16 protein-coding genes and 1 riboswitch are annotated in these 18,623 nt (G+C 66.0%); of the genes, 7 read left to right on the top strand and 9 right to left on the bottom strand.

Features of this window, described 5'->3' with window-relative positions; all coding sequences use genetic code 11:
- Positions 1 to 28 precede the first annotated feature (28 nt).
- The 4 genes from F6X42_RS02030 to ahcY form a co-directional block, all read right to left on the bottom strand.
- Entirely contained in the window at positions 29 to 1,687 is a 1,659-nt protein-coding gene (locus tag F6X42_RS02030; protein ID WP_187632585.1) for an ABC transporter substrate-binding protein, read from the bottom strand.
- A 159-nt stretch (positions 1,688 to 1,846) separates the two neighbouring features.
- The gene (gene metF, locus F6X42_RS02025) at positions 1,847 to 2,677 is read right to left on the bottom strand and encodes a methylenetetrahydrofolate reductase [NAD(P)H] (RefSeq protein ID WP_187632665.1); all 831 of its coding nucleotides are present in this window, start codon (positions 2,675 to 2,677) and stop codon (positions 1,847 to 1,849) included.
- 11 nt (positions 2,678 to 2,688) lie between these two features.
- Positions 2,689 to 3,042 (bottom strand): phage holin family protein, encoded by a 354-nt coding sequence (locus F6X42_RS02020; RefSeq protein ID WP_187632584.1) that lies wholly within the window; start codon positions 3,040 to 3,042, stop codon positions 2,689 to 2,691.
- 174 nt (positions 3,043 to 3,216) lie between these two features.
- Positions 3,217 to 4,635, bottom strand: a complete 1,419-nt coding sequence (gene ahcY, locus F6X42_RS02015) for an adenosylhomocysteinase (protein WP_187632583.1) — start codon at positions 4,633 to 4,635, stop codon at positions 3,217 to 3,219.
- Positions 4,636 to 4,668: 33 nt separating this feature from the next.
- Positions 4,669 to 4,803: riboswitch (S-adenosyl-L-homocysteine riboswitch) on the bottom strand.
- Between the two features lie 264 nt (positions 4,804 to 5,067).
- On the opposite strand from ahcY, the gene F6X42_RS02010 reads away from it, so the two are divergent.
- The 3 genes from F6X42_RS02010 to F6X42_RS02000 all read left to right on the top strand — a co-directional run bounded on the left by F6X42_RS02010 (position 5,068) and on the right by F6X42_RS02000 (position 9,517).
- Positions 5,068 to 6,036 carry a LysR family transcriptional regulator gene (locus tag F6X42_RS02010; protein ID WP_187632582.1) on the top strand — a complete coding sequence of 323 codons (969 nt, stop codon included), beginning with the start codon at positions 5,068 to 5,070 and terminating at the stop codon, positions 6,034 to 6,036.
- Positions 6,037 to 6,303: 267 nt separating this feature from the next.
- Positions 6,304 to 7,992 (top strand): isovaleryl-CoA dehydrogenase, encoded by a 1,689-nt coding sequence (locus F6X42_RS02005; RefSeq protein WP_187632581.1) that lies wholly within the window; start codon positions 6,304 to 6,306, stop codon positions 7,990 to 7,992.
- A 106-nt stretch (positions 7,993 to 8,098) separates the two neighbouring features.
- The gene (locus F6X42_RS02000; RefSeq protein ID WP_187632580.1) at positions 8,099 to 9,517 is read left to right on the top strand and encodes a coniferyl aldehyde dehydrogenase; all 1,419 of its coding nucleotides are present in this window, start codon (positions 8,099 to 8,101) and stop codon (positions 9,515 to 9,517) included.
- A gap of 585 nt (positions 9,518 to 10,102) precedes the next feature.
- Here F6X42_RS02000 and F6X42_RS01995 read toward each other — a convergent pair.
- From F6X42_RS01995 to fliE, 5 genes are all read right to left on the bottom strand, one after another.
- Positions 10,103 to 10,447 (bottom strand): EscU/YscU/HrcU family type III secretion system export apparatus switch protein, encoded by a 345-nt coding sequence (locus tag F6X42_RS01995; protein WP_187632579.1) that lies wholly within the window; start codon positions 10,445 to 10,447, stop codon positions 10,103 to 10,105.
- The gene (gene fliK / locus F6X42_RS01990) at positions 10,447 to 11,859 is read right to left on the bottom strand and encodes a flagellar hook-length control protein FliK (protein ID WP_187632578.1); all 1,413 of its coding nucleotides are present in this window, start codon (positions 11,857 to 11,859) and stop codon (positions 10,447 to 10,449) included. Before fliK ends, F6X42_RS01995 begins: the two co-directional genes overlap by 1 nt.
- 106 nt (positions 11,860 to 11,965) lie before the next feature.
- Positions 11,966 to 12,292, bottom strand: a complete 327-nt coding sequence (locus tag F6X42_RS01985; RefSeq protein ID WP_187632577.1) for a flagellar protein FliT — start codon at positions 12,290 to 12,292, stop codon at positions 11,966 to 11,968.
- Complete coding sequence (gene fliS / locus F6X42_RS01980; RefSeq protein WP_129959878.1) at positions 12,289 to 12,723, bottom strand: flagellar export chaperone FliS; 435 nt, start codon at positions 12,721 to 12,723, stop codon at positions 12,289 to 12,291. Before fliS ends, F6X42_RS01985 begins: the two co-directional genes overlap by 4 nt.
- 249 nt (positions 12,724 to 12,972) lie before the next feature.
- Positions 12,973 to 13,308: a flagellar hook-basal body complex protein FliE gene (gene fliE, locus F6X42_RS01975; RefSeq protein ID WP_187632576.1), complete on the bottom strand. Its 336-nt coding sequence runs from the start codon at positions 13,306 to 13,308 to the stop codon at positions 12,973 to 12,975.
- A gap of 236 nt (positions 13,309 to 13,544) precedes the next feature.
- Here fliE and fliF point away from each other — a divergent pair, with 236 nt between their 5' ends.
- Genes fliF through fliI form a run of 4 tightly spaced genes read left to right on the top strand, consistent with a single transcriptional unit; the run spans position 13,545 to position 18,621 of the window.
- Positions 13,545 to 15,341: a flagellar basal-body MS-ring/collar protein FliF gene (gene fliF, locus F6X42_RS01970; RefSeq protein WP_187632575.1), complete on the top strand. Its 1,797-nt coding sequence runs from the start codon at positions 13,545 to 13,547 to the stop codon at positions 15,339 to 15,341.
- A complete protein-coding gene (gene fliG, locus F6X42_RS01965) occupies positions 15,331 to 16,326 on the top strand; it encodes a flagellar motor switch protein FliG (protein WP_187632574.1) in 996 nt (331 codons plus the stop codon). Before fliF ends, fliG begins: the two co-directional genes overlap by 11 nt.
- Entirely contained in the window at positions 16,313 to 17,002 is a 690-nt protein-coding gene (fliH, locus tag F6X42_RS01960) for a flagellar assembly protein FliH (RefSeq protein ID WP_187632573.1), read from the top strand. Before fliG ends, fliH begins: the two co-directional genes overlap by 14 nt.
- Entirely contained in the window at positions 16,996 to 18,621 is a 1,626-nt protein-coding gene (gene fliI / locus F6X42_RS01955) for a flagellar protein export ATPase FliI (RefSeq protein ID WP_187632572.1), read from the top strand. The genes fliH and fliI overlap by 7 nt, the downstream gene beginning before the upstream one ends.
- Positions 18,622 to 18,623: the final 2 nt, after the last annotated feature.

Raw genomic sequence — 18,623 nt, 5'->3', positions numbered from 1 at the left:
AGCGGTGCAAAAAACGCGCCGCGTCCGCTTACTTCAGTCCGACCTCCAGGAATTGAGTCGGCCCGAACGGATCGATCTTGAAGCCCGTCACGTTCTTGCTGATCGGCTGATAGACGGTCGAATGCGCGATCGGCGTGAACGGCACCTGGTCCTTGAAGATTTCCTGAGCCTGCGTATAGGCCTTAGTGCGATCGGCCATGTTGGTGGTGCTGCGGCCCTGCTTGATCAGATCGTCATAGGGCTTGTAGCACCACTTGGAGAAGTTACTGCCGTTGACCGCGTCGCAGCCGAGCAACACGCCGAGCCAGTTGTCGGGGTCGCCGTAGTCACCCGTCCAGCCGATCAGCATCGCCTGATGTTCGCCGGCGTGCCCGCGGCGAATGTACTCGCCCCATTCGTAGGTGACGATATTCACCTTGACGCCGATCTTCGCCCAGTCCGACTGCAGCATTTCGGCCATCAGGCGCGCGTTAGGGTTATACGGCCGCTGCACCGGCATCGCCCACAGCGTCAGCTCGAAGCCGTCGGGGTAGCCCGCCTGCTTCAGCAGCGCCTTCGCCTTGTCGACGTCGTACGGCGCGTCCTTCAGATTCTTGTCGTAGCCCCATTGCGTCGGCGGCATCGGATTAGTCGCGGCCTGGCCCGCGCCCTGATAGACCGCGTCGATGATCGCCTTCTTGTTGACCGACATGTCGAGCGCGCGGCGCACTAGCGCGTTGTCGAGCGGCTTTTTGGTCGTGTTGTATGCGATATAGCCGAGGTTGAAGCCCACTTCGCTCGGCATCGCGAGCGACGCATCGGCCTTCACGGTGGGGATGTCGGCCGGGCGCGGATAGCTCATCACCTGGCATTCGCCGCGCTTCAACTTTTGCAGGCGCACGGCCGGATCGACGGTGATCGCGAAGATCAGCTTGCCGACTTTCGCGACGCCCGGCTTCCAGTAGTCGGGATTGCCGTCGAAGCGGATCGTGTCGTCCTTCGTGTAACTGCGGAAGATGAACGGGCCGGTGCCGACCGGGTACTGGTTGATGTCGGACGCCTTGCCCGCCTTGAGCAGCTGATCCGTGTATTCAGCCGACAGGATCGACGCGAACGGCATCGCAATCTGCTGCAGGAACGGCGCGTCGACTTCCTTCAGCGTGAAGCGCACCGTGTACGGATCGACCTTCTCGATTTTGGCGATGTTCTTCGCGAGACCGAGGTCGTTGAAGTACGGGAAATTGACCGGATACGCCTTGCGGAACGGGTTCTCGGCATCGAGCATGCGCTCGTAGGTGAACACCACGTCGTCCGCGTTGAATTCTCGGGTCGGCTTGAAGTACGACGTGGTCTGGAATTTGACGCCGCGGCGCAGATGGAACGTGTAGGTGAGGCCGTCGGGCGACACGTCCCATTTTTCGGCGAGGCCCGGCTCGATATCGGTGCTGCCATGCGCAAATTCGACGAGCCGGTTATAGACCGTGTACGAGCCGGCGCTGAATTCGACGCTGGTCGTGTATTGCGCGGTATCGAAGCCCGCCGGGCTGCCTTCGGAGCAGAAGATCAGCGTCTTGTCGGGCAGCGTGGCCGCCTGCGACGCGGTGGGCGCGAGGCCGCTCGTGGCGACCGCGAGCGCGGCGAGAGCCGGCAGGCAGAACTGGTGAAGCGCGAACCGTCGGTGTGCCGCAGTCATTCTTGTCACTGTCATATCGTCCTCCGCACAGCAGCCGGGGTAGCTGCATTTCGATGATAGACAGCCAAAAAATGAGCTTCAACAGGGACTTACCACGCTATTTGGGACAAATTTCGCACGCACGCGAGACTGGCGGAGACCGCGCGGCCGTTGCGGCCGCGCGGGGCATGGCAGTTACACGCCAAGCCGTTCGCAGATCGCCTTGGTCGATGCGGCAGCGTTCAGCGTATAGAAGTGCAGGCCGGGCACCTTCGCGTCGACGAGCCGTTGACACAGATCCGTCACCACGTCGAGGCCGAACGCGCGGATCGACTCGCGATCGTCGCCGAAGCTCTCGAGCCGGCGCGCGATCCAGCGCGGCACTTCGGCGCCGCACATTTCGGAGAAGCGCATCAGCTGCGAAAAGTTCGTGATCGGCATGATGCCGGGCACGATCGGCACGTCGACGCCGAGCTGGCGCGCATCGTCGACGAAACGGAAGTACGCGTCCGCGTTGAAAAAGTACTGCGTGATCGCCGAGTTCGCGCCGGCTTTCACCTTGCGCGCGAAGTTTTCGAGATCGTGACGCGGCGAGCGCGCCTGCGGATGGTATTCCGGGTAGCCCGCCACGTCGATCCAGAACCAGTCGCCGAACTCGGCACGGATGAAGCTGACCAGCTCCGACGCATAGCGCAGCTCGCCGAACGCGCCCATGCCCGAGGGCAGATCGCCGCGCAGCGCGACGATATGGCGGATGCCATGCGCGCGGTACTCGCCCAGGATCGCGCGCAGGCTTTCCCTCGACGAGCCGATGCACGACAGATGCGGCGCCGCCTCGAGCCCTTCCTTCGCCATGTCGATGACGGTATCGAGCGTGCCTTGCTGGGTCGAGCCGCCGGCGCCGAACGTGACGGACACGAACTTGGGCTTGAGCGACACGAGTTGCGCGCGCGTCGCGCGCAGTTTGTCGATGCCTTCCTGCGTTTTCGGCGGGAAGAATTCGAATGAGAGTTCGATCGGATTCATAGTCAAAGAGGTCAACCTAGACTGCGGTTGCCGAAAATGAGCGCGGACAGCAGCCACGACACGATGCTGTACAGGATCGAGCCGAAGAACGCCGACCAGAAGCCCGCCACCTCGAAGCCCTTCAGCAGCGACGCGCACAGCCAGAAGCACAGCGCATTGACGACCAGAATGAAGAGTCCGAGCGTGAGGATCGTGACGGGCAGCGTCAGCAGGATCAGCAGCGGCCGCAGAACCGCATTGATGAGACCGAGCACGATCGCGACGATCAGCGCGGTGCCGAAGCTACGGATATGGATCGACGGAACGATGTAGGTGATGATCAGCAGCGCGAGCGCGTTGATGAGCCAGGTCAGCAGCACGGTCATGTAGAACTCCTTGTAAGCACCTGTGCGGAGAAGATGTCCAGCAAACGGAAAGCGGCGCTGGCGAACAAAGCGGCGCATTGCGCGCCGCCCCGGGATCAGACCGTCAAGCTTGCAGCGCCGCCCGCGTGGCCCGGCACGCCGAAGCGCGCATCGAACCCGCGGGCGGGCGCGTGCTTAGTAGCGGTAGTGGTTCGGCTTGAACGGACCGTTCTTGTCGACGCCGATGTAGCCGGCCTGCGCATCGGACAGCACGGTCAGGTTCGCGCCGATGCGCGCCAGATGCAGACGCGCGACCTTCTCGTCCAGATGCTTCGGCAGCACGTACACCTTGTTCTCGTACTTCGCGCCCTGCGTGAACAGTTCGATCTGCGCAAGCGTCTGGTTCGTGAACGAGTTCGACATCACGAACGACGGGTGGCCCGTCGCGCAGCCCAGGTTCACGAGACGACCTTCGGCCAGCAGGATCACGCGCTTGCCGTCCGGGAAAATGATGTGGTCGACTTGCGGCTTGATGTTTTCCCACTGGTACTGACGGGTCGACGCGACGTCGATTTCGGAGTCGAAGTGGCCGATGTTGCAGACGATCGCGTTATGACGCATCGCCTTCATGTGATCGTGGTTGATCACATGGTAGTTGCCGGTCGCGGTCACGAAGATGTCGGCCTTGTCGGCCGCGTATTCCATCGTCACGACGCGGTAGCCTTCCATGGCCGCCTGCAGCGCGCAGATCGGATCGATTTCGGTGACCCACACGGTCGCGCCCAGACCGCGCAGCGATTGCGCGCAGCCCTTGCCCACGTCGCCGTAACCGGCCACGACCGCGATCTTGCCCGCGATCATCACATCGGTCGCGCGCTTGATGCCGTCGACGAGCGACTCGCGGCAGCCATACAGGTTGTCGAACTTCGACTTCGTGACCGAGTCGTTGACGTTGATGGCCGGGAACGGCAGGCGGCCTTCCTTTTCCATCTGGTACAGACGGTGCACGCCGGTCGTGGTTTCTTCGGTGACGCCCTTGATTGCGGCGAGGCGCTTCGAGTACCACGTCGGGTCGATCTCGAGGTGCGCGGCGATCGACTTGTACAGCGCGACTTCTTCCTCGTTGGTCGGCTTGGCGATCACCGAGCGGTCTTTCTCGGCCTTCGAGCCGAGGATCAGCAGCAGCGTCGCGTCGCCACCGTCGTCGAGAATCATGTTGGCGAACTCGCCGTTCGGCCATTCGAAGATGCGGTGCGAGAACTCCCAGTATTCGTCGAGCGATTCGCCCTTGAACGCGAACACCGGCGTGCCGGCCTGCGCGATCGCGGCGGCGGCATGGTCCTGGGTCGAGAAGATGTTGCACGAGGCCCAGCGCACGTCCGCGCCGAGCGCGGTCAGCGTCTCGATCAGCACGCCGGTCTGGATCGTCATGTGCAGCGAGCCGGCGACGCGCGCGCCCTTCAGCGGCTGCCGCGCCTGGTACTCTTCGCGCGTCTGCATGAGGCCGGGCATTTCGGTCTCGGCGATCGTGAGTTCCTTGCGGCCCCAGCCGGCGAGCGACATGTCGGCAACAACGTAATCCTGGTTCTGGGAATCGATGACTGCGGCGTTCATCACGCCCTCCTTTCTAAGAAAATGACTAGAAATGTGACGTGAGCGCGGTTTGAGGCAGCGTTCGGAATCGCGCGAGGCGTGTTCCATGCTGCCAATTGAAGCCTTCGAGCCTGGCGGGCGGCCGGCGAATGCGGATTCGCGGTACCCGTCGCAACGCTCCTCGAAGACGAACGGCGATTGTAGCAAATCGAGATGACTTCGGCGCGCGCCAGATGGCGCTGCGCGCGCGAGCCGCGTGCGCCGCGGCACGAACGCGAGCACGATTTCGCCGACCAGAATGCCCACTGTCGCGCCGACCGACAGCGAGATCCAGTGGCGCTTCGACAGTGCCTGGCTGACATCGGATGCGACGGAGTATCGGGTGCGCCGCCGCATAAACAGAATGACTTACAATCATCGAAGTCATTCCAAACTGGAATTCGAGGGGCGATCATGGAACTCCGTGCGCTGCGCTATTTCGTCGAAGTGGTCCGTCAACAGAGCTTCACCGTCGCCGCCGAGCAGATGTTCGTCACGCAGCCGACCATCAGCAAGATGGTCAAGTCGCTTGAGGACGAGATCGGCTCGCCGCTGCTGCTGCGCGACGGCCGCCAGATGGTGCTGACCGACGTCGGCCGGATCGTCTATCAGCGCGGCCAGGATGTGCTGGCAGCGCATGCGCAACTGCAGGCCGAGCTGAACGATCTCGACACGCTCGGGCGCGGCGAACTGGCAATCGGCATCCCGCCGATGGGCGGTGCGCTGTTCACGCCCGCAATCGCCGCATTCCGCCAGCGCTATCCGAAGATCGAGCTGAAGCTGTTCGAGCAGGGCTCGCGCGCGATCGAGGCAGCGCTGATCAACGGCGAACTGGAACTGGGCGGCGTGCTGCAGCCGGTCGACCCCGACAGCATCGACGTGCTGCCGATGTCGCGCCAGCTGCTGTGGCTCGTCGCGCGTACCGGCTCGCGTTGGGACGGATTGAACGAAGTGCCGCTCGCGCAACTCGCGAACGAGCCGTTCGTGTTTTACGGCGAGAGCCTCGCGTTGAACGACGTCGTGCTGAACGCGTGCCGCGCGGCGGGCTTTGCACCCGCGATCGTCGGACGCAGCGGGCATTGGGACTTCATGGCGGCGCTGGTGCTGGCCGGCGTCGGCATCGCGCTGCTGCCGGCGCCCTATTGCCGGCGGCTCGATGCCGTGCAGTTCACCTGCCGCCCGGTCGTCGAACCGGAGATTCCGTGGGAAATGGCGATCGGCTGGCGTCGCAACGGCTATCTGTCGCACGCGGCGCGCGCATGGCTCGACGTCGCGCGGGAAACGCTGCCCACGCAAGTCAGCGACGATTTCATGCTCGGACCAGGGATCGGCTTCAACGGCATCGCGGTGCCGGATGGAACGCCGACGTCAGCAGACGAGTGACGCGCGGCGGGCGGCTGCATGGCGCAGCCTGCGTTTCCCGAACTTCACGCCAACGTCGATCAAGCCGCCCGCGCCGCCACGTCACCTGGGTGCCGGGGCGCCACCGTCGCCGACGTCCCCGCTTGCTGGCGGCGTCAAACATGGCGCGAACCGCGCCCTCTTCACCGCATGCGGCGTCACGCGCGGCGCTCAACCAGGCGCTTCGAAGCGCATCGTGGATCGCCGTCGGCAAAGCGGCGCACAATAGGCAAAGCACGGAGACAGCAGATGGAACGGCACGGCTTCGGCCAGACTCACGAGGTGACGAATCAGGCACCGCCACTCGCGAACTACAACCTGTTCGCGAGCGACGCCGCTTTGAGCGCGGCCGTCTATCGCGACGGCGCGAGCTGGCATCGCGAGGCGCTGCTGCGGCACGGCGCGGCGCTGACGACGCCCGACACGCTCGCGCTCGCCGAGCTCGCCAATCGCCACTCGCCAGAGCTGGTCACGCATAGTCCGCGCGGCGAGCGCATCGACGCGCTGGAGTTTCATCCCGCGTGGCACGAACTGCTCGCGCTGCTGCGCCGCGAAGGGCTGCACGCGTTGCCGTTTTCCGATCCGCGAAGCGGCGCGATGGCCGCGCGCTGCGCCGGCTACTTCATGCATGCGCAGATCGAATCGGGCTCGCTGTGTCCGCTGACGATGACTTTCGCGAGCATCCCGGTGTTGCAGCGCGAACCCGCGTTGTTCGACACGCTGCGCGAGCCGCTGTATACGCGCGAGCACGATCCGCGCGACGTGCCGCTCACGCAGAAGCGCTCGGCGATGATCGGCATGGGCATGACCGAGAAACAGGGCGGCTCGGACGTGCGCAGCAACCAGACCCGCGCGCATGCGCTCGATGGTGCCGGCGGACGCGGCGCCGCCTACTGGCTCATCGGTCATAAGTGGTTTTTCTCGGCGCCGCAGTGCGACGCGCATCTGGTGCTCGCGCGCACCGACACGCACGAGGGGCTGTCGTGCTTTTTCGTGCCGCGCTTCGCGCCCGACGGCAGCAAGAACGCGGTGCAAATCCAGCGGCTGAAGGACAAGCTCGGCAATCGCTCCAACGCAAGCAGCGAAGTCGAGTTTCTCGACGCATACGGCGTGATGATCGGCGACGAAGGACGCGGCGTGCCGACCATCATCGAAATGGCGAGCTACACGCGGCTCGATTGCGTGATCGGCAGCGCCGCGCTGATGCGCGCCGCGCTAGTACAGGCGATCCATCATGCGCGGCATCGCAGTGCGTTCGGCCGGCATCTCGCCGAACAGCCGCTGATGCGTAACGTGCTCGCCGATCTCTCGCTCGAATCCGAGGCGGCGACGGTGCTGTTCATGCGTCTCGCGCGCGCGTTCGAGGAATCCGCCGACGCGTTCCCGGCTTCATCGGCCGAACGCGCGTGGCGGCGCATCGTTACGCCGGCCGCGAAGTACTGGGTCTGCAAGCGCGCGCTCGAATTCACCGGCGAGGCGATGGAAGTCTGGGGTGGCAACGGCTACGTCGAAACCGGACCGATGGCGCGCTTCTATCGCGAGGCTCCCGTCAACTCGATCTGGGAAGGCTCGGGCAACGTGATGTGTCTCGACGTGCTGCGCGCGATGGAGCGCGAGCCGCAAGCCGCGCAGGCACTGTTCGCCGCGTGGCAGGACATCGCGCGCGCGCATCCGGCGTTGGGCGCGGCACTGACGCGTCTCGCCGCGACGCTGAACGGACCGGCCGCACAGCGCGAGGCGTCGGCACGACGTATCGCGCAGCAGATCGTGCTGATCGCGCAGGCGACGCTGCTCGCGCAACACGCGCCCGCCGATGTCGCCGACGCGTTCATCGCGACGCGTCTCGCCGACGGCTGCGGCGAAAGCGGTCGCGTGTACGGCACGTTGCCGGCCACGTTCGATCACGCCGCGATCGTCGAGCGCGCGTTTCCCGCCTAAGCGCGGCGACCCCGCAAACCCCGAACGCATCGCTCGCAATTCCGACGCAAGCTCGAACCAATAAGCGCGCTCGACGCGCATCGTCATCCATCAGGGAGTGGACTACATGAAGAACGATCTGCCGGAGGTCGCGGCGCTCGAAGCGCTGCTACGCGATCAACGTCACGCGTATCTGCGCGCGCCGTATCCGACGTGGGACACGCGCGCGACGCATCTGCGCACGCTGCGCAAGCTGATGCTCGACAATCGCGACGCGCTTGCCGACGCGATGCACGCGGACTTCGGCAATCGCGCGAAGGAAGAGGTGCTGCTCGCCGAATTCCTGCTCGTGAAGGAAGAGATCGACGCCGCGCTGCGTCACGGCAAGCGCTGGATGAAAGCGCAGCGCCGCAGCACCAACAAGTGGCTGCTGCCGGCGCGCGCGAAGGTCGTGCCGCAGCCGCTCGGCGTGGTCGGCATCATCGTGCCGTGGAATTATCCCGTGCTGCTCGCGGTTGGGCCGTTGATCAGCGCGCTGACGGCCGGCAACCGCGCGATCATCAAGATGTCCGAGCTGACGCCGCGCACCTCGGCGCTCTTCGAGCAGTTGGTCGGCCAGACGTTCGCACGCAATCACGTCGCGGTCGTCAACGGCGATGCGGCGCTGGCCGCCGCGTTCAGCGCGCAGCCGTTCGATCATCTGCTGTTTACCGGCTCGACCAGGGTCGGTCACGAAGTGATGCGCGCGGCGGCCGAGCATCTGACGCCGGTCACGCTCGAACTCGGCGGCAAGTCGCCGGCGCTGATCGGCGCGCATGCGCGTTTCGACAAGGCGGTCGACAACGTGGTCGCCGGCAAGACGTTGAACGCGGGGCAGACCTGCGTCGCGCCGGACTACGTGCTGGTGCCGCGCGGCAAGGAGCAGGCGTTCATCGAACGGGCGCGCGCGCGGATGATGAAAATGTATCCGGACTTCGCGCAGAACCCGGACTACACGTCGATCATTTCGGCGCGGCACTTCGAGCGGCTTGAACGTCTCGCCGACGAAGCGCGCGGCGCCGGTGCACAGTTGCATGCGCTGACCGACGCGACGCCCGATGCCGCGAGCCGGCGCTTTCCGCTTGTCGCTGTGACCGGCGCGCCGGACGACTGCGCGCTGATGCAGGAGGAGATTTTTGGACCGCTACTGCCGCTCGTGCCGTACGACACGCTCGACGATGCGATCGCGTGGATCAATGCGCGGCCGCGGCCGCTGGCGCTCTATCTGTATGCCGACGATGCGCGGACGGTCGAGCGTGTCACGCATGAAACTATTGCCGGCGGGATGGCGGTTAATGAGACGCTGATGCATCTTGCGTGTGAGAGTTTGCCGTTCGGCGGAGTTGGGGCGAGTGGGATGGGGGCGTACCACGGGTATGAGGGGTTCGTTACTTTTTCCAAGATGAAGCCGGTGCTCATGCAATCGCGCTTGAATGCGAGGGGGTTGATTTCGCCGCCGTATGGTTGGCGTGTGAATGCGGTGTTGAAGTTGATGATGAGGGTTTGATTTTTGCTCTTTGGGCGTGCTTTTTTCGTTGTTCTGGAGTTGTTGGCCTTTCCTTGCTTTGTTGTCGGTCTATTAGCGTTGCCCCTATGCGGGGCGGCACCTACTTTCTTTGCTGCTGCAAAGAAAGTAGGCAAAGAAGACAGCTCAAACCGCCAGCTCATAAGCGGGTCCCCTGGCTTGGAAGGGGTAGTGGTGCATCTGGAATCCGTGCTCCCGCACATTCGGCGGTAGTGACAACGCAGTCATCCTTCCGGCGGCGCTGCGCGCGCCGAAACCCCATTCCAAAACCATCGGTTGGTTCTCCTGGCAGACCCGTCCGCGACGCACGCAGTGCGGAGTGGGAGCGGATGACGGCTTTGTCACCGAAGTGGAATGTGCGGGGGCACCGACTCCAGATGCACCACTACCTCACGCAGACCGAGGGACCCGCTTATGAGCTGGCGGTTTAAAGCTGTCTTCTTTGCCTACTTTCTTTGCAGCAGCAAAGAAAGTAGGTGCCGCCCCGCACAGGGGCAACGCTAATAGACCAATAACAATGCAAGGAAAGGCCAACAAGTCCAGAACAACAACGAAAAAAGCACCGCGCTAATCCCCTTCCTGCACGTCAGTAGCAACAACATCAACCACATCCCCCGCGCCAGCGCCATGCTCCGGCTCGGCGTCAGCGCCGCTCTCGAGCCGATGCAACCAAGCCAGCAACTCAGCGACAGCCTGATACAACTGCGGTGGAATCCGCGCATCGAGATCGACCTGCATCAGCAGCGACACCATCTCGGGCGCCTCGTGCACATACAACCCTGCTTCCCTGGCACGCTGCACGATCATCTCGGCGAGCAGCCCATATCCCTTCGCGACTACCCGCGGGGCCGGCTCGCCGCCTTGAGCGTCGTACATCAGCGCAGCCGCGCCGCGGCGATGGGTGCGGCTCATCAGATCTCCCAATCGAAGTCGTCGCGCGACGCGCTGCTCGACCCCGTCGACGCCGTCACAGCCGCGGCCGACGAACGCGCATACGCGGATGCCGCCTGCGCGCCCGCCGCCGATGTGCCCGTAGTCATACCCGGTGCGCCGCCGCCGATCTCGCGAATCGTCAATCCTTGTAGCTCGATCCCCGCCGCCGCGAGACGCTGACGAAAACCGTCACCCTGCTTCGCCAGCCGCGCGGCGCCCCGCGGGCTCGCCTGCACGCGCGCTGTAAGCCGCATGCCGGTCAGCGTCAATTCGGCGTCGACGGTGCCGAGCGTCGGCAGCGACAGCGTCAGGCGCGTGCGCCACGGCTGGTCGTCCTCGCTCGCGAGGCCGCCGCCGCTGCGGTCCCATTCGTCGCCGTCCTGCTCGATCGTCCAGTCGAAACGCGCGCCGGGCCACGCCTCGCCAGTCCAGCGAAACTGCCCGGTCGCGAGCAGATCGAGCTGCTGACGCACCAGCGGTACGGTCGCCGGATGCACCGCGGCCGCCATCGCCTGCGCGGTTTGCGATGAACCGGCATCCGCCGCGTGCGGCGCCGCGCTGTGCAAACCCGAATGCGTGGACTGGCCGTTCAGGTCGGAGACCGAGCTGGCCAGCAGTTCGCCGGCGACCAGACGCGCGGCCTGCGCGTTCAGGATCGATGGCATCGCGTGCGCGGCGGGGTTGTTGTCAGCGGCGTTCGGCGTGCCGGCCGGTGGGCCGCTCGGCGCGCCGCGTGGCGTGGCCTGCGCTGCTCCGTTCGCCGAAGCGGACCACGCGTTCGCGTCGCCATCGTCGGCGCGCCAGTCGGGGGGCAATTGCGACTGCGCGACAAGCTGGTTCTGCGCCTCGTTCGACAGCTCGGCCGGCGAGCGCTGGCCGATCAGCCACGCCGCGAGATGCGCCTCGTAGAAAAGGCCGCTGTCGGCGACCGTTTGTTCCAGCGCGGCCGCGAGCGCCGCGGCGGGCACTTCGGTCGCCGCTACGCTCGCGGTGGCCGCTGCGCTTGCGTTAGTAGCAGGATCGGGATGGATATTGGAGGTAGCGGCGGAACTGGCGACAGCAGCGCCGCCCGCCGCATCGGTCAGCGGCAAGCCCTGGATGGCGACGTCGAGCGCCGGCGCGGCGGCCCAGATCGGCGCGCGACCGAGCACGGCGGGTGTCGCCTCGCCGCCCGAATGCGCGATCGCATTCAACGTCAGCGCGACTGCCGACAGCGCGGTTTGCGCCGACGGCTGCGGCGCGGCCGTCGTGTTCACGGGCGCCGTGGTCGGTAAGGTGTCGACGCCGGCCGCGCCAGTCTGCGAGGTGGTCGCGGTTCCAGGCGCGATGCTGAGCAGACTGTCGATCCGGCTCGACAGCACCGAAGCGAGGGCCGAATCGATTCCGTTCATGCCGGTTCCTTGGTCGCATCGGCGGCCATGCGCGCGATGCTCTGATTGCTTCGATCCTGCAGACGAGCGCGGCGCGCCGCCCGCTCACGCGCGCACCCGCCCACGCTCAGCGCGCCCCGTACAGCTCCTTCAGCACGCGCGTCGGGCGGCCGGCGAACAGCGCCGACAGATGCGCCATGCGCGGGTTCGCGAGGTCGCGGATCGCGGCGTCGTCGGCGAGGATCTGGCGGATCAGCGCGTACTTGCGCAGGCGCTCGTCCTCGTCGAGCTTGACGCCCACGTCGGCTTCGCGCAGCGCTTCGACCAGATGCCGGTACTCCTCCTGCAAGTGGACCAGGTCGTTCCACAGCGCACGGCGGGCGGCCACCAGCATGCGACAGGACAGCGCGGCAACCGCTTCATAGCGGGCAAAATATTCTGCGTTCGATGTCATCTCAGGCTTTCCGCGGCTGGCTGGGCTGCCATCCGCGCGACCTCCGGGGCTATCCCGATCCATGCTTCTTCGAGCGTCGCGAGCAGACCGTCCACTTCCACGAGCATCGCCTCGCTCTGATTGATATTGGCTTCCAGCAGCCGACGCGTCATATAGCTGTACAACGCATTCAGCCGTGCGGCGACCTGGCCGCCCACTTCAAGGTTGAGCGACTGTTGCAGCCCGCTTTCGATGATCCGCATCGCCTTGCTGATCGCCATGCCACGCTCGGCCACGTTGCCCTGCTGCAAATGCATGCGGCTTTGCGCGATCGCCTGCCGTGCGCCCTGGTACAACAACACAGTCAACCGATGCGGACTCGCGCCCATCACGGATGTCTCGATGCCGACGCGCGCATACGCGTTGGCTCCAGCGTGTCCCGGGGAAAACATCGGCGCTCCTCCTCTGATACTGACTGCGGTTAAGTCGTGGCGTGGCCGCGCGGCGGCGCGTCGCCGGCCGCTCGCTGACATGTACTTTGGTTATCGGATGCGCGACGACAAAGCTTTAGGCCGGTGTAAGGGAGATCGAAGGCGCCGCTGGGCGCGGACAGCAAACGCGGCAGGAAGCCGCCGGCGCATGCGTCGGCAGCGGCTTGCCGGATCGTCGGACGGGGCTCGTGCAGACCTGCGCAACCCCGCTCAGATCGACATCTGCGCGATGTCGTTGTACGCGGAGACCAGCTTGTTGCGCACCTGCAGGCCGAACTGGAAGCCGATGTTGGCCTTCTGCATGTCGACCATCACGTCGTTCAGCGACACGTTCGACGCACCGAGTTCGAACGCCTTCGACTCGCCGATCGCCGTCTGCTGGTCGCTGCTGATCTTGTCGAGCGAGGCCTTCAGCGCCGTCGCGAAGCTGGTGGGCGTTGCCGCGCCGGACTGCTCCGCCGCCGGGGCCGCGTCGCCGGCCGCCTGCGCCGCCATCGCCTGCATCTGTTGCAGCGCCGACGATAGCGCGTTCACGGGCATGGTCATGTTTTCTCCGTTGGATGGATGATCGGACCGCCGGAAGGTGTACCGATCTGGACGAAAGCATAGCAGCGGCCCCTCGCGGAAAGTCCCGAAACTAGGGGGGAAACCCGGCTCTATTCAAGCAATCGGCTTGAGCGGCGCTGCGGATAATTTCAATCGTGAAAGTCTCTGTCCGTCCGCCGAGTCACGGCGCGGCAACACGGCAGAACGCCAAGGCATCCCCCGGAGAAACCCGACGCATGGATTCGTCAGCCAACTCTTTGATCAACCCCGACGCCCGCATGGGGCTCGCCGGCGCGCAGTCCGCGGCCGGTCAGGCCGCTAGCGGCCCGGCCGGCGGTGCGGCCGACCTCGGCGGCCTCGGCGGCCTCGGAGGTATCGGCGGCAATTTTGGCCAGCGTCTGTCAGGACTCGCGCAGATGCGCGGCAACCCGCGCGCGCCGCTCGTGTTCGCGGTCGCATTGCTGATCGCGGTCATCGCCGGCCTGTTTCTGTGGTCGCGCGCGCCCGACTACAAGGTGCTCTACAGCAATCTGTCCGACCGTGACGGCGGCTCGATCATCGCCGCTTTGCAGCAGGCCAATATTCCGTACAAGCTGTCCGAAAGCGGCAGCGCGATCCTCGTGCCGGCCGAGCAGGTCCACGAGATGCGCCTGCGCCTCGCGTCGCAGGGGCTGCCGAAGAGCGGCTCGGTCGGCTTCGAGTTGATGGACAACCAGAAATTCGGCATCAGCCAGTTCGACGAGCAGATCAACTATCAGCGCGCGCTCGAAGGCGAACTCGAACGCACGATCGAAGCGATCTCGAGCGTCAAATCCGCGCGCGTGCACCTCGCGATTCCGAAGCCGAGCGTGTTCGTGCGCGACAAGGAAGCGCCATCGGCGGCGGTGCTCGTGAACCTGTACCCGGGCCGCGTGCTCGACGAAGGCCAGGTCGTTGCGATCACGCACATGGTGGCGTCGGCGGTGCCGCAAATGCCGGTGCGCGGCGTGACGATCCTCGACCAGGACGGCAACCTGCTCACGCAGCAGACCAACGGCAGCGGCCTCGATGCGACCCAGCTGAAGTTCCGCCAGCAGATCGAGCGCAACACGCAGCAGCGCATCGACGCGATCCTCGCGCCGCTGTTCGGCGCCGGCAACGCGCGCTCGCAGGTCAGCGCCGACGTCGACTTCTCGCACAGCGAGCAGACCTCGGAGAACTACGGCCCGAACGGCAATCCGCAGCAGGCCGCGATCCGCAGCCAGCAGAGCAGCAGCGCGACGGAAATGTCGCAGGGCGGCGCCTCGGGCGTGCCGGGCGCGCTGTCGAACCAGCCGCCGCAGCCGGCCTCCGCGCCGATCGTGGCCGGCAACGGCGCGAGCTCGGTCACCACCACGCCGGTCAGCGACCGCAAGGATTCGACCACCAACTATGAGCTCGACAAGACCGTGCGCCACGTGGACCAGCCGATGGGCGGCATCCGCCGGCTGTCGGTCGCGGTGGTCGTCAATTATCTGCGGGTCGTCGACCCGAAGGGCCATGTGACGATGCAGCCGGTCAGCGCCGACAAGCTCGCGCAGATCACGCAGCTCGTGAAGGACGCGATGGGCTTCGACGCGGCGCGCGGCGACTCGGTCAACGTGGTCAACAGCGCATTCACCACCGAGCTCGACCCGAACGCCGACCTGCCGTGGTGGCGCACGCCGGACATGCTCGCGCTGTACAAGCAGATCGCGACGTACCTCGGCATCGGCGCGGTCGCCCTGTTCCTGTACTTCGTGATGGTGAAGCCGGCGCTGCGCCGCGCCTTCCCGCCGCCGCCCGAGCCGGTTGCCGCGCTGATGGCGCCCGACGAACCGGTGCTGCTCGATGGCATCCCGGCCGAGGAGCGCGATGGCGCGATCGTCGAAATCGAAGCGGACAGCGAGAAGCTCGCGCTCGAAAACGCGAAGCACAAATACGAGCGGAACCTGGAGTTCGCGCGCAGCATCGCGCGTCAGGATCCGAAGATCGTAGCAACCGTCGTCAAGAACTGGGTGTCCGATGAGCGCTGAAGGCGTAGTGAAGAGCGCGCTGCTGCTGATGTCGATCGGCGAGGAAGAGGCGGCGCAGGTATTCAAGTTCCTGGGCCCCCGTGAGGTCCAGAAAATCGGCGTCGCGATGGCCGCGCTGAAGAACGTGACGCGCGAACAGGTCGACGAAGTGCTGCAGGAATTCGTGCGCGAGGCCGAGCAGCACACCGGCATGTCGCTCGATTCGAACGACTACATCCGCTCGGTGCTGACCAAGGCGCTCGGCGACGACAAGGCCGGCGTGATCATCGACCGGATCCTGCAGGGCAGCGACACGAGCGGCATCGAAGGCCTGAAGTGGATGGACTCGGCGGCGGTCGCGGAACTCATCAAGAACGAGCATCCGCAGATCATCGCGACGATCCTCGTGCATCTGGACCGCGATCAGGCTTCGGAGATCGTCGCGTGCTTCACGGACCGCCTGCGCAACGACGTGCTGCTGCGGATCGCGACGCTGGACGGCATCCAGCCGGCCGCGCTGCGCGAGCTCGACGACGTGCTGACCGGCTTGCTCTCCGGCAGCGACAATCTGAAGCGCAGCCCGATGGGCGGCATCCGCACGGCGGCCGAGATTCTCAACTTCATGTCGAGCAACCACGAGGAAGGCGTGCTCGAAAACGTGCGCCAGTACGACGCCGAACTCGCGCAGAAGATCGTCGACCAGATGTTCGTGTTCGAGAACCTGCTCGACCTCGAAGACCGCGCGATCCAGTTGCTGCTGAAGGAAGTGGAATCCGAGGCGCTGATCATCTCGCTGAAGGGCGCGCCGCCCGCGCTGCGTCAGAAGTTCCTGTCGAACATGTCGCAGCGCGCGGCCGAGTTGCTCGCGGAAGACCTCGACGCCCGCGGCCCGGTGCGTGTGTCCGAAGTCGAGACGCAGCAGCGCCGCATCCTGCAGATCGTGCGCAACCTGGCCGAGAGCGGGCAGATCGCGCTAGGCGGCAAGGCGGAAGATGCCTATGTCTGATCCGAACGCCACGGCAAAGGAAAGCCTCTCGGCCTACCAGCGCTGGGAGATGGCGTCGTTCGACCCGGCCCCGCCGGCGCCGCCGCCGGCCGAACCCGAATTCGACGAGCGCGCGTTCGAGGCCGATCTCGAGCGGCGCCGCGAAGCCGCGCACGCGCAGGGCGTCGCGTCCGGTCATGTGGCCGGCCAGGCGCTCGGCTATCAGGCCGGCTACGACCAGGGGCGCGCGCAGGGTTTCGCGCAGGGTCAAACCGAGGCGCGCGAGGAAGCGATGCGGCTCGCCGCGCTCGCCGAAACTTTCAAGACCGCGCTCGATGGCGCGCAGCACGCGATCTCCGAAACCCTGGTCGCACTCGCGCTCGACATCGCGCAGCAGGTCGTGCGCCAGCACGTGCAGCACGACCCGACCGCGCTGATCGCGGCCGCGCGCGAGGTGCTCGCGGCCGAGCCCGCGCTCGCCGGCGCGCCCGCGCTGATCGTCAGTCCCGCCGACCTGCCGGTCGTCGAGGCGTATCTGCTCGAAGAATTGCAAACGCGCGGCTGGACCGTGCGCACCGATGCGTCGGTCGAACGTGGCGGATGCCGCGCGCAGGCCGGCACCGGTGAGGTCGACGCGGGCATCGACACGCGCTGGCAGCGCGTCGCCGCCGCGCTCGGCCAGGTGAGCACGTGGTGAAGCCGACGCTCGAAGAGATCCGCGCGAGCGATCTGACGCCGCTCGAACGCGAGCTCTCGTTAGCGTCGTTCGGCGCCGAAGCGCTGGCTGATGCCGAGTCGGCCAGTCCCGCCGAGTCCGCGGATTCCACACCGCAAGCTTCGTCGGCTGCGCATCCCTCGACAGGCGCGGCGGCAAGCCGCGAGTCCGCCGCGCCGGACCACGCCGCTCACGCTCCGGGCGAGCCGTCCTACGATCCCGCGCTCGACCTCAATCCACACATGCAGTCGTGGCGCGGCCGGCTCGACGCGCTGCGCGCGCGCAACGCGATCGCCAAGCCGCTGCGCGCCTGCGGGCGTCTGACACGCGCGGCCGGTCTCGTGCTCGAAGCGGTCGGGCTGCGTCTGTCGGTCGGCGCCGAAGTGATGATCGAGCTGCCGCCCGGCAGTTCGCTGCCGATGGCCGAAGCCGAAGTGGTCGGCTTCTCCGGCGACAAGCTGTTCCTGATGCCGACCACCGAAGTGATCGGCCTGTTGCCCGGCGCGCGCGTCTTTCCGCTCGAAAGCGCGCCGATCGCCGACCCGCTCGCCGGCGCGAAGCGTCTGCCGGTCGGCTGGGAACTGCTCGGCCGCGTGCTCGACGCATCGGGCCGTCCGCTCGACGGACTCGGCCCGCTCGGCACGCAAACGGACGCGCCGCTGTCCGCGCCGGTCATCAATCCGCTCAATCGCGAGCCGATTCACAAGGTGCTCGATGTCGGCGTGCGCGCGATCAACTCGCTGCTGACCGTCGGCCGTGGTCAACGCATGGGGCTGTTCGCGGGTTCGGGCGTCGGTAAATCGGTGTTGCTCGGCACGATGGCGCGCTACACCAGCGCCGAGGTGATCGTGATCGGCCTGATCGGCGAACGCGGCCGCGAAGTGAAGGAGTTCATCGAACAGATTCTCGGCGAGGAAGGTCTGGCGCGCTCGGTCGTGATCGCCGCGCCGGCCGACGTGTCGCCGCTGCTGCGGATGCAGGCCGCCGCGTATTCGACGTCGCTCGCCGAATACTTCCGCGACCAGGGCAAGCACGTGCTGCTTCTGATGGACTCGCTGACCCGCTACGCGATGGCGCAGCGCGAAATCGCGCTGGCCGTGGGTGAGCCGCCCGCGACCAAGGGCTATCCGCCGTCGGTGTTCGCGAAGCTGCCGGCGCTCGTCGAGCGCACCGGCAACGGGCCGGCGGGCGGCGGCTCGATCACCGCGTTCTACACGGTGCTCACCGAAGGCGACGATCAGCAGGACCCGATCGCCGACTCGGCGCGCGCGATTCTCGACGGCCACATCGTGCTGTCGCGCTCGCTCGCCGAAGCCGGCCACTACCCGGCGATCGATATCGAAGCGTCGATTAGCCGGGCAATGACCGCGCTGATCGACGAAAATCACCTGAATAAAACGCGTATGTTCAAGCAGATGCTGTCGCGCTATCAGCGCAACCGCGATCTGATCAACGTCGGCGCGTATTCGAGCGGGCGCGACGCGGTGCTCGATCGCGCGATCGCGCTGTATCCGCGGATGGAAGCGTTCCTGCAGCAAGGATTTCGCGAGTGCGCGAACTTCCAGCCGAGCATCGACATGCTGAACGCGCTGTTTGCCTAGGG

The sequence above is a fragment of the Paraburkholderia podalyriae genome (assembly GCF_014397785.1).
Classification (GTDB): Bacteria; Pseudomonadota; Gammaproteobacteria; order Burkholderiales; family Burkholderiaceae; genus Paraburkholderia; species Paraburkholderia podalyriae.
This window is presented reverse-complemented; position numbering and strand designations above follow the sequence as displayed.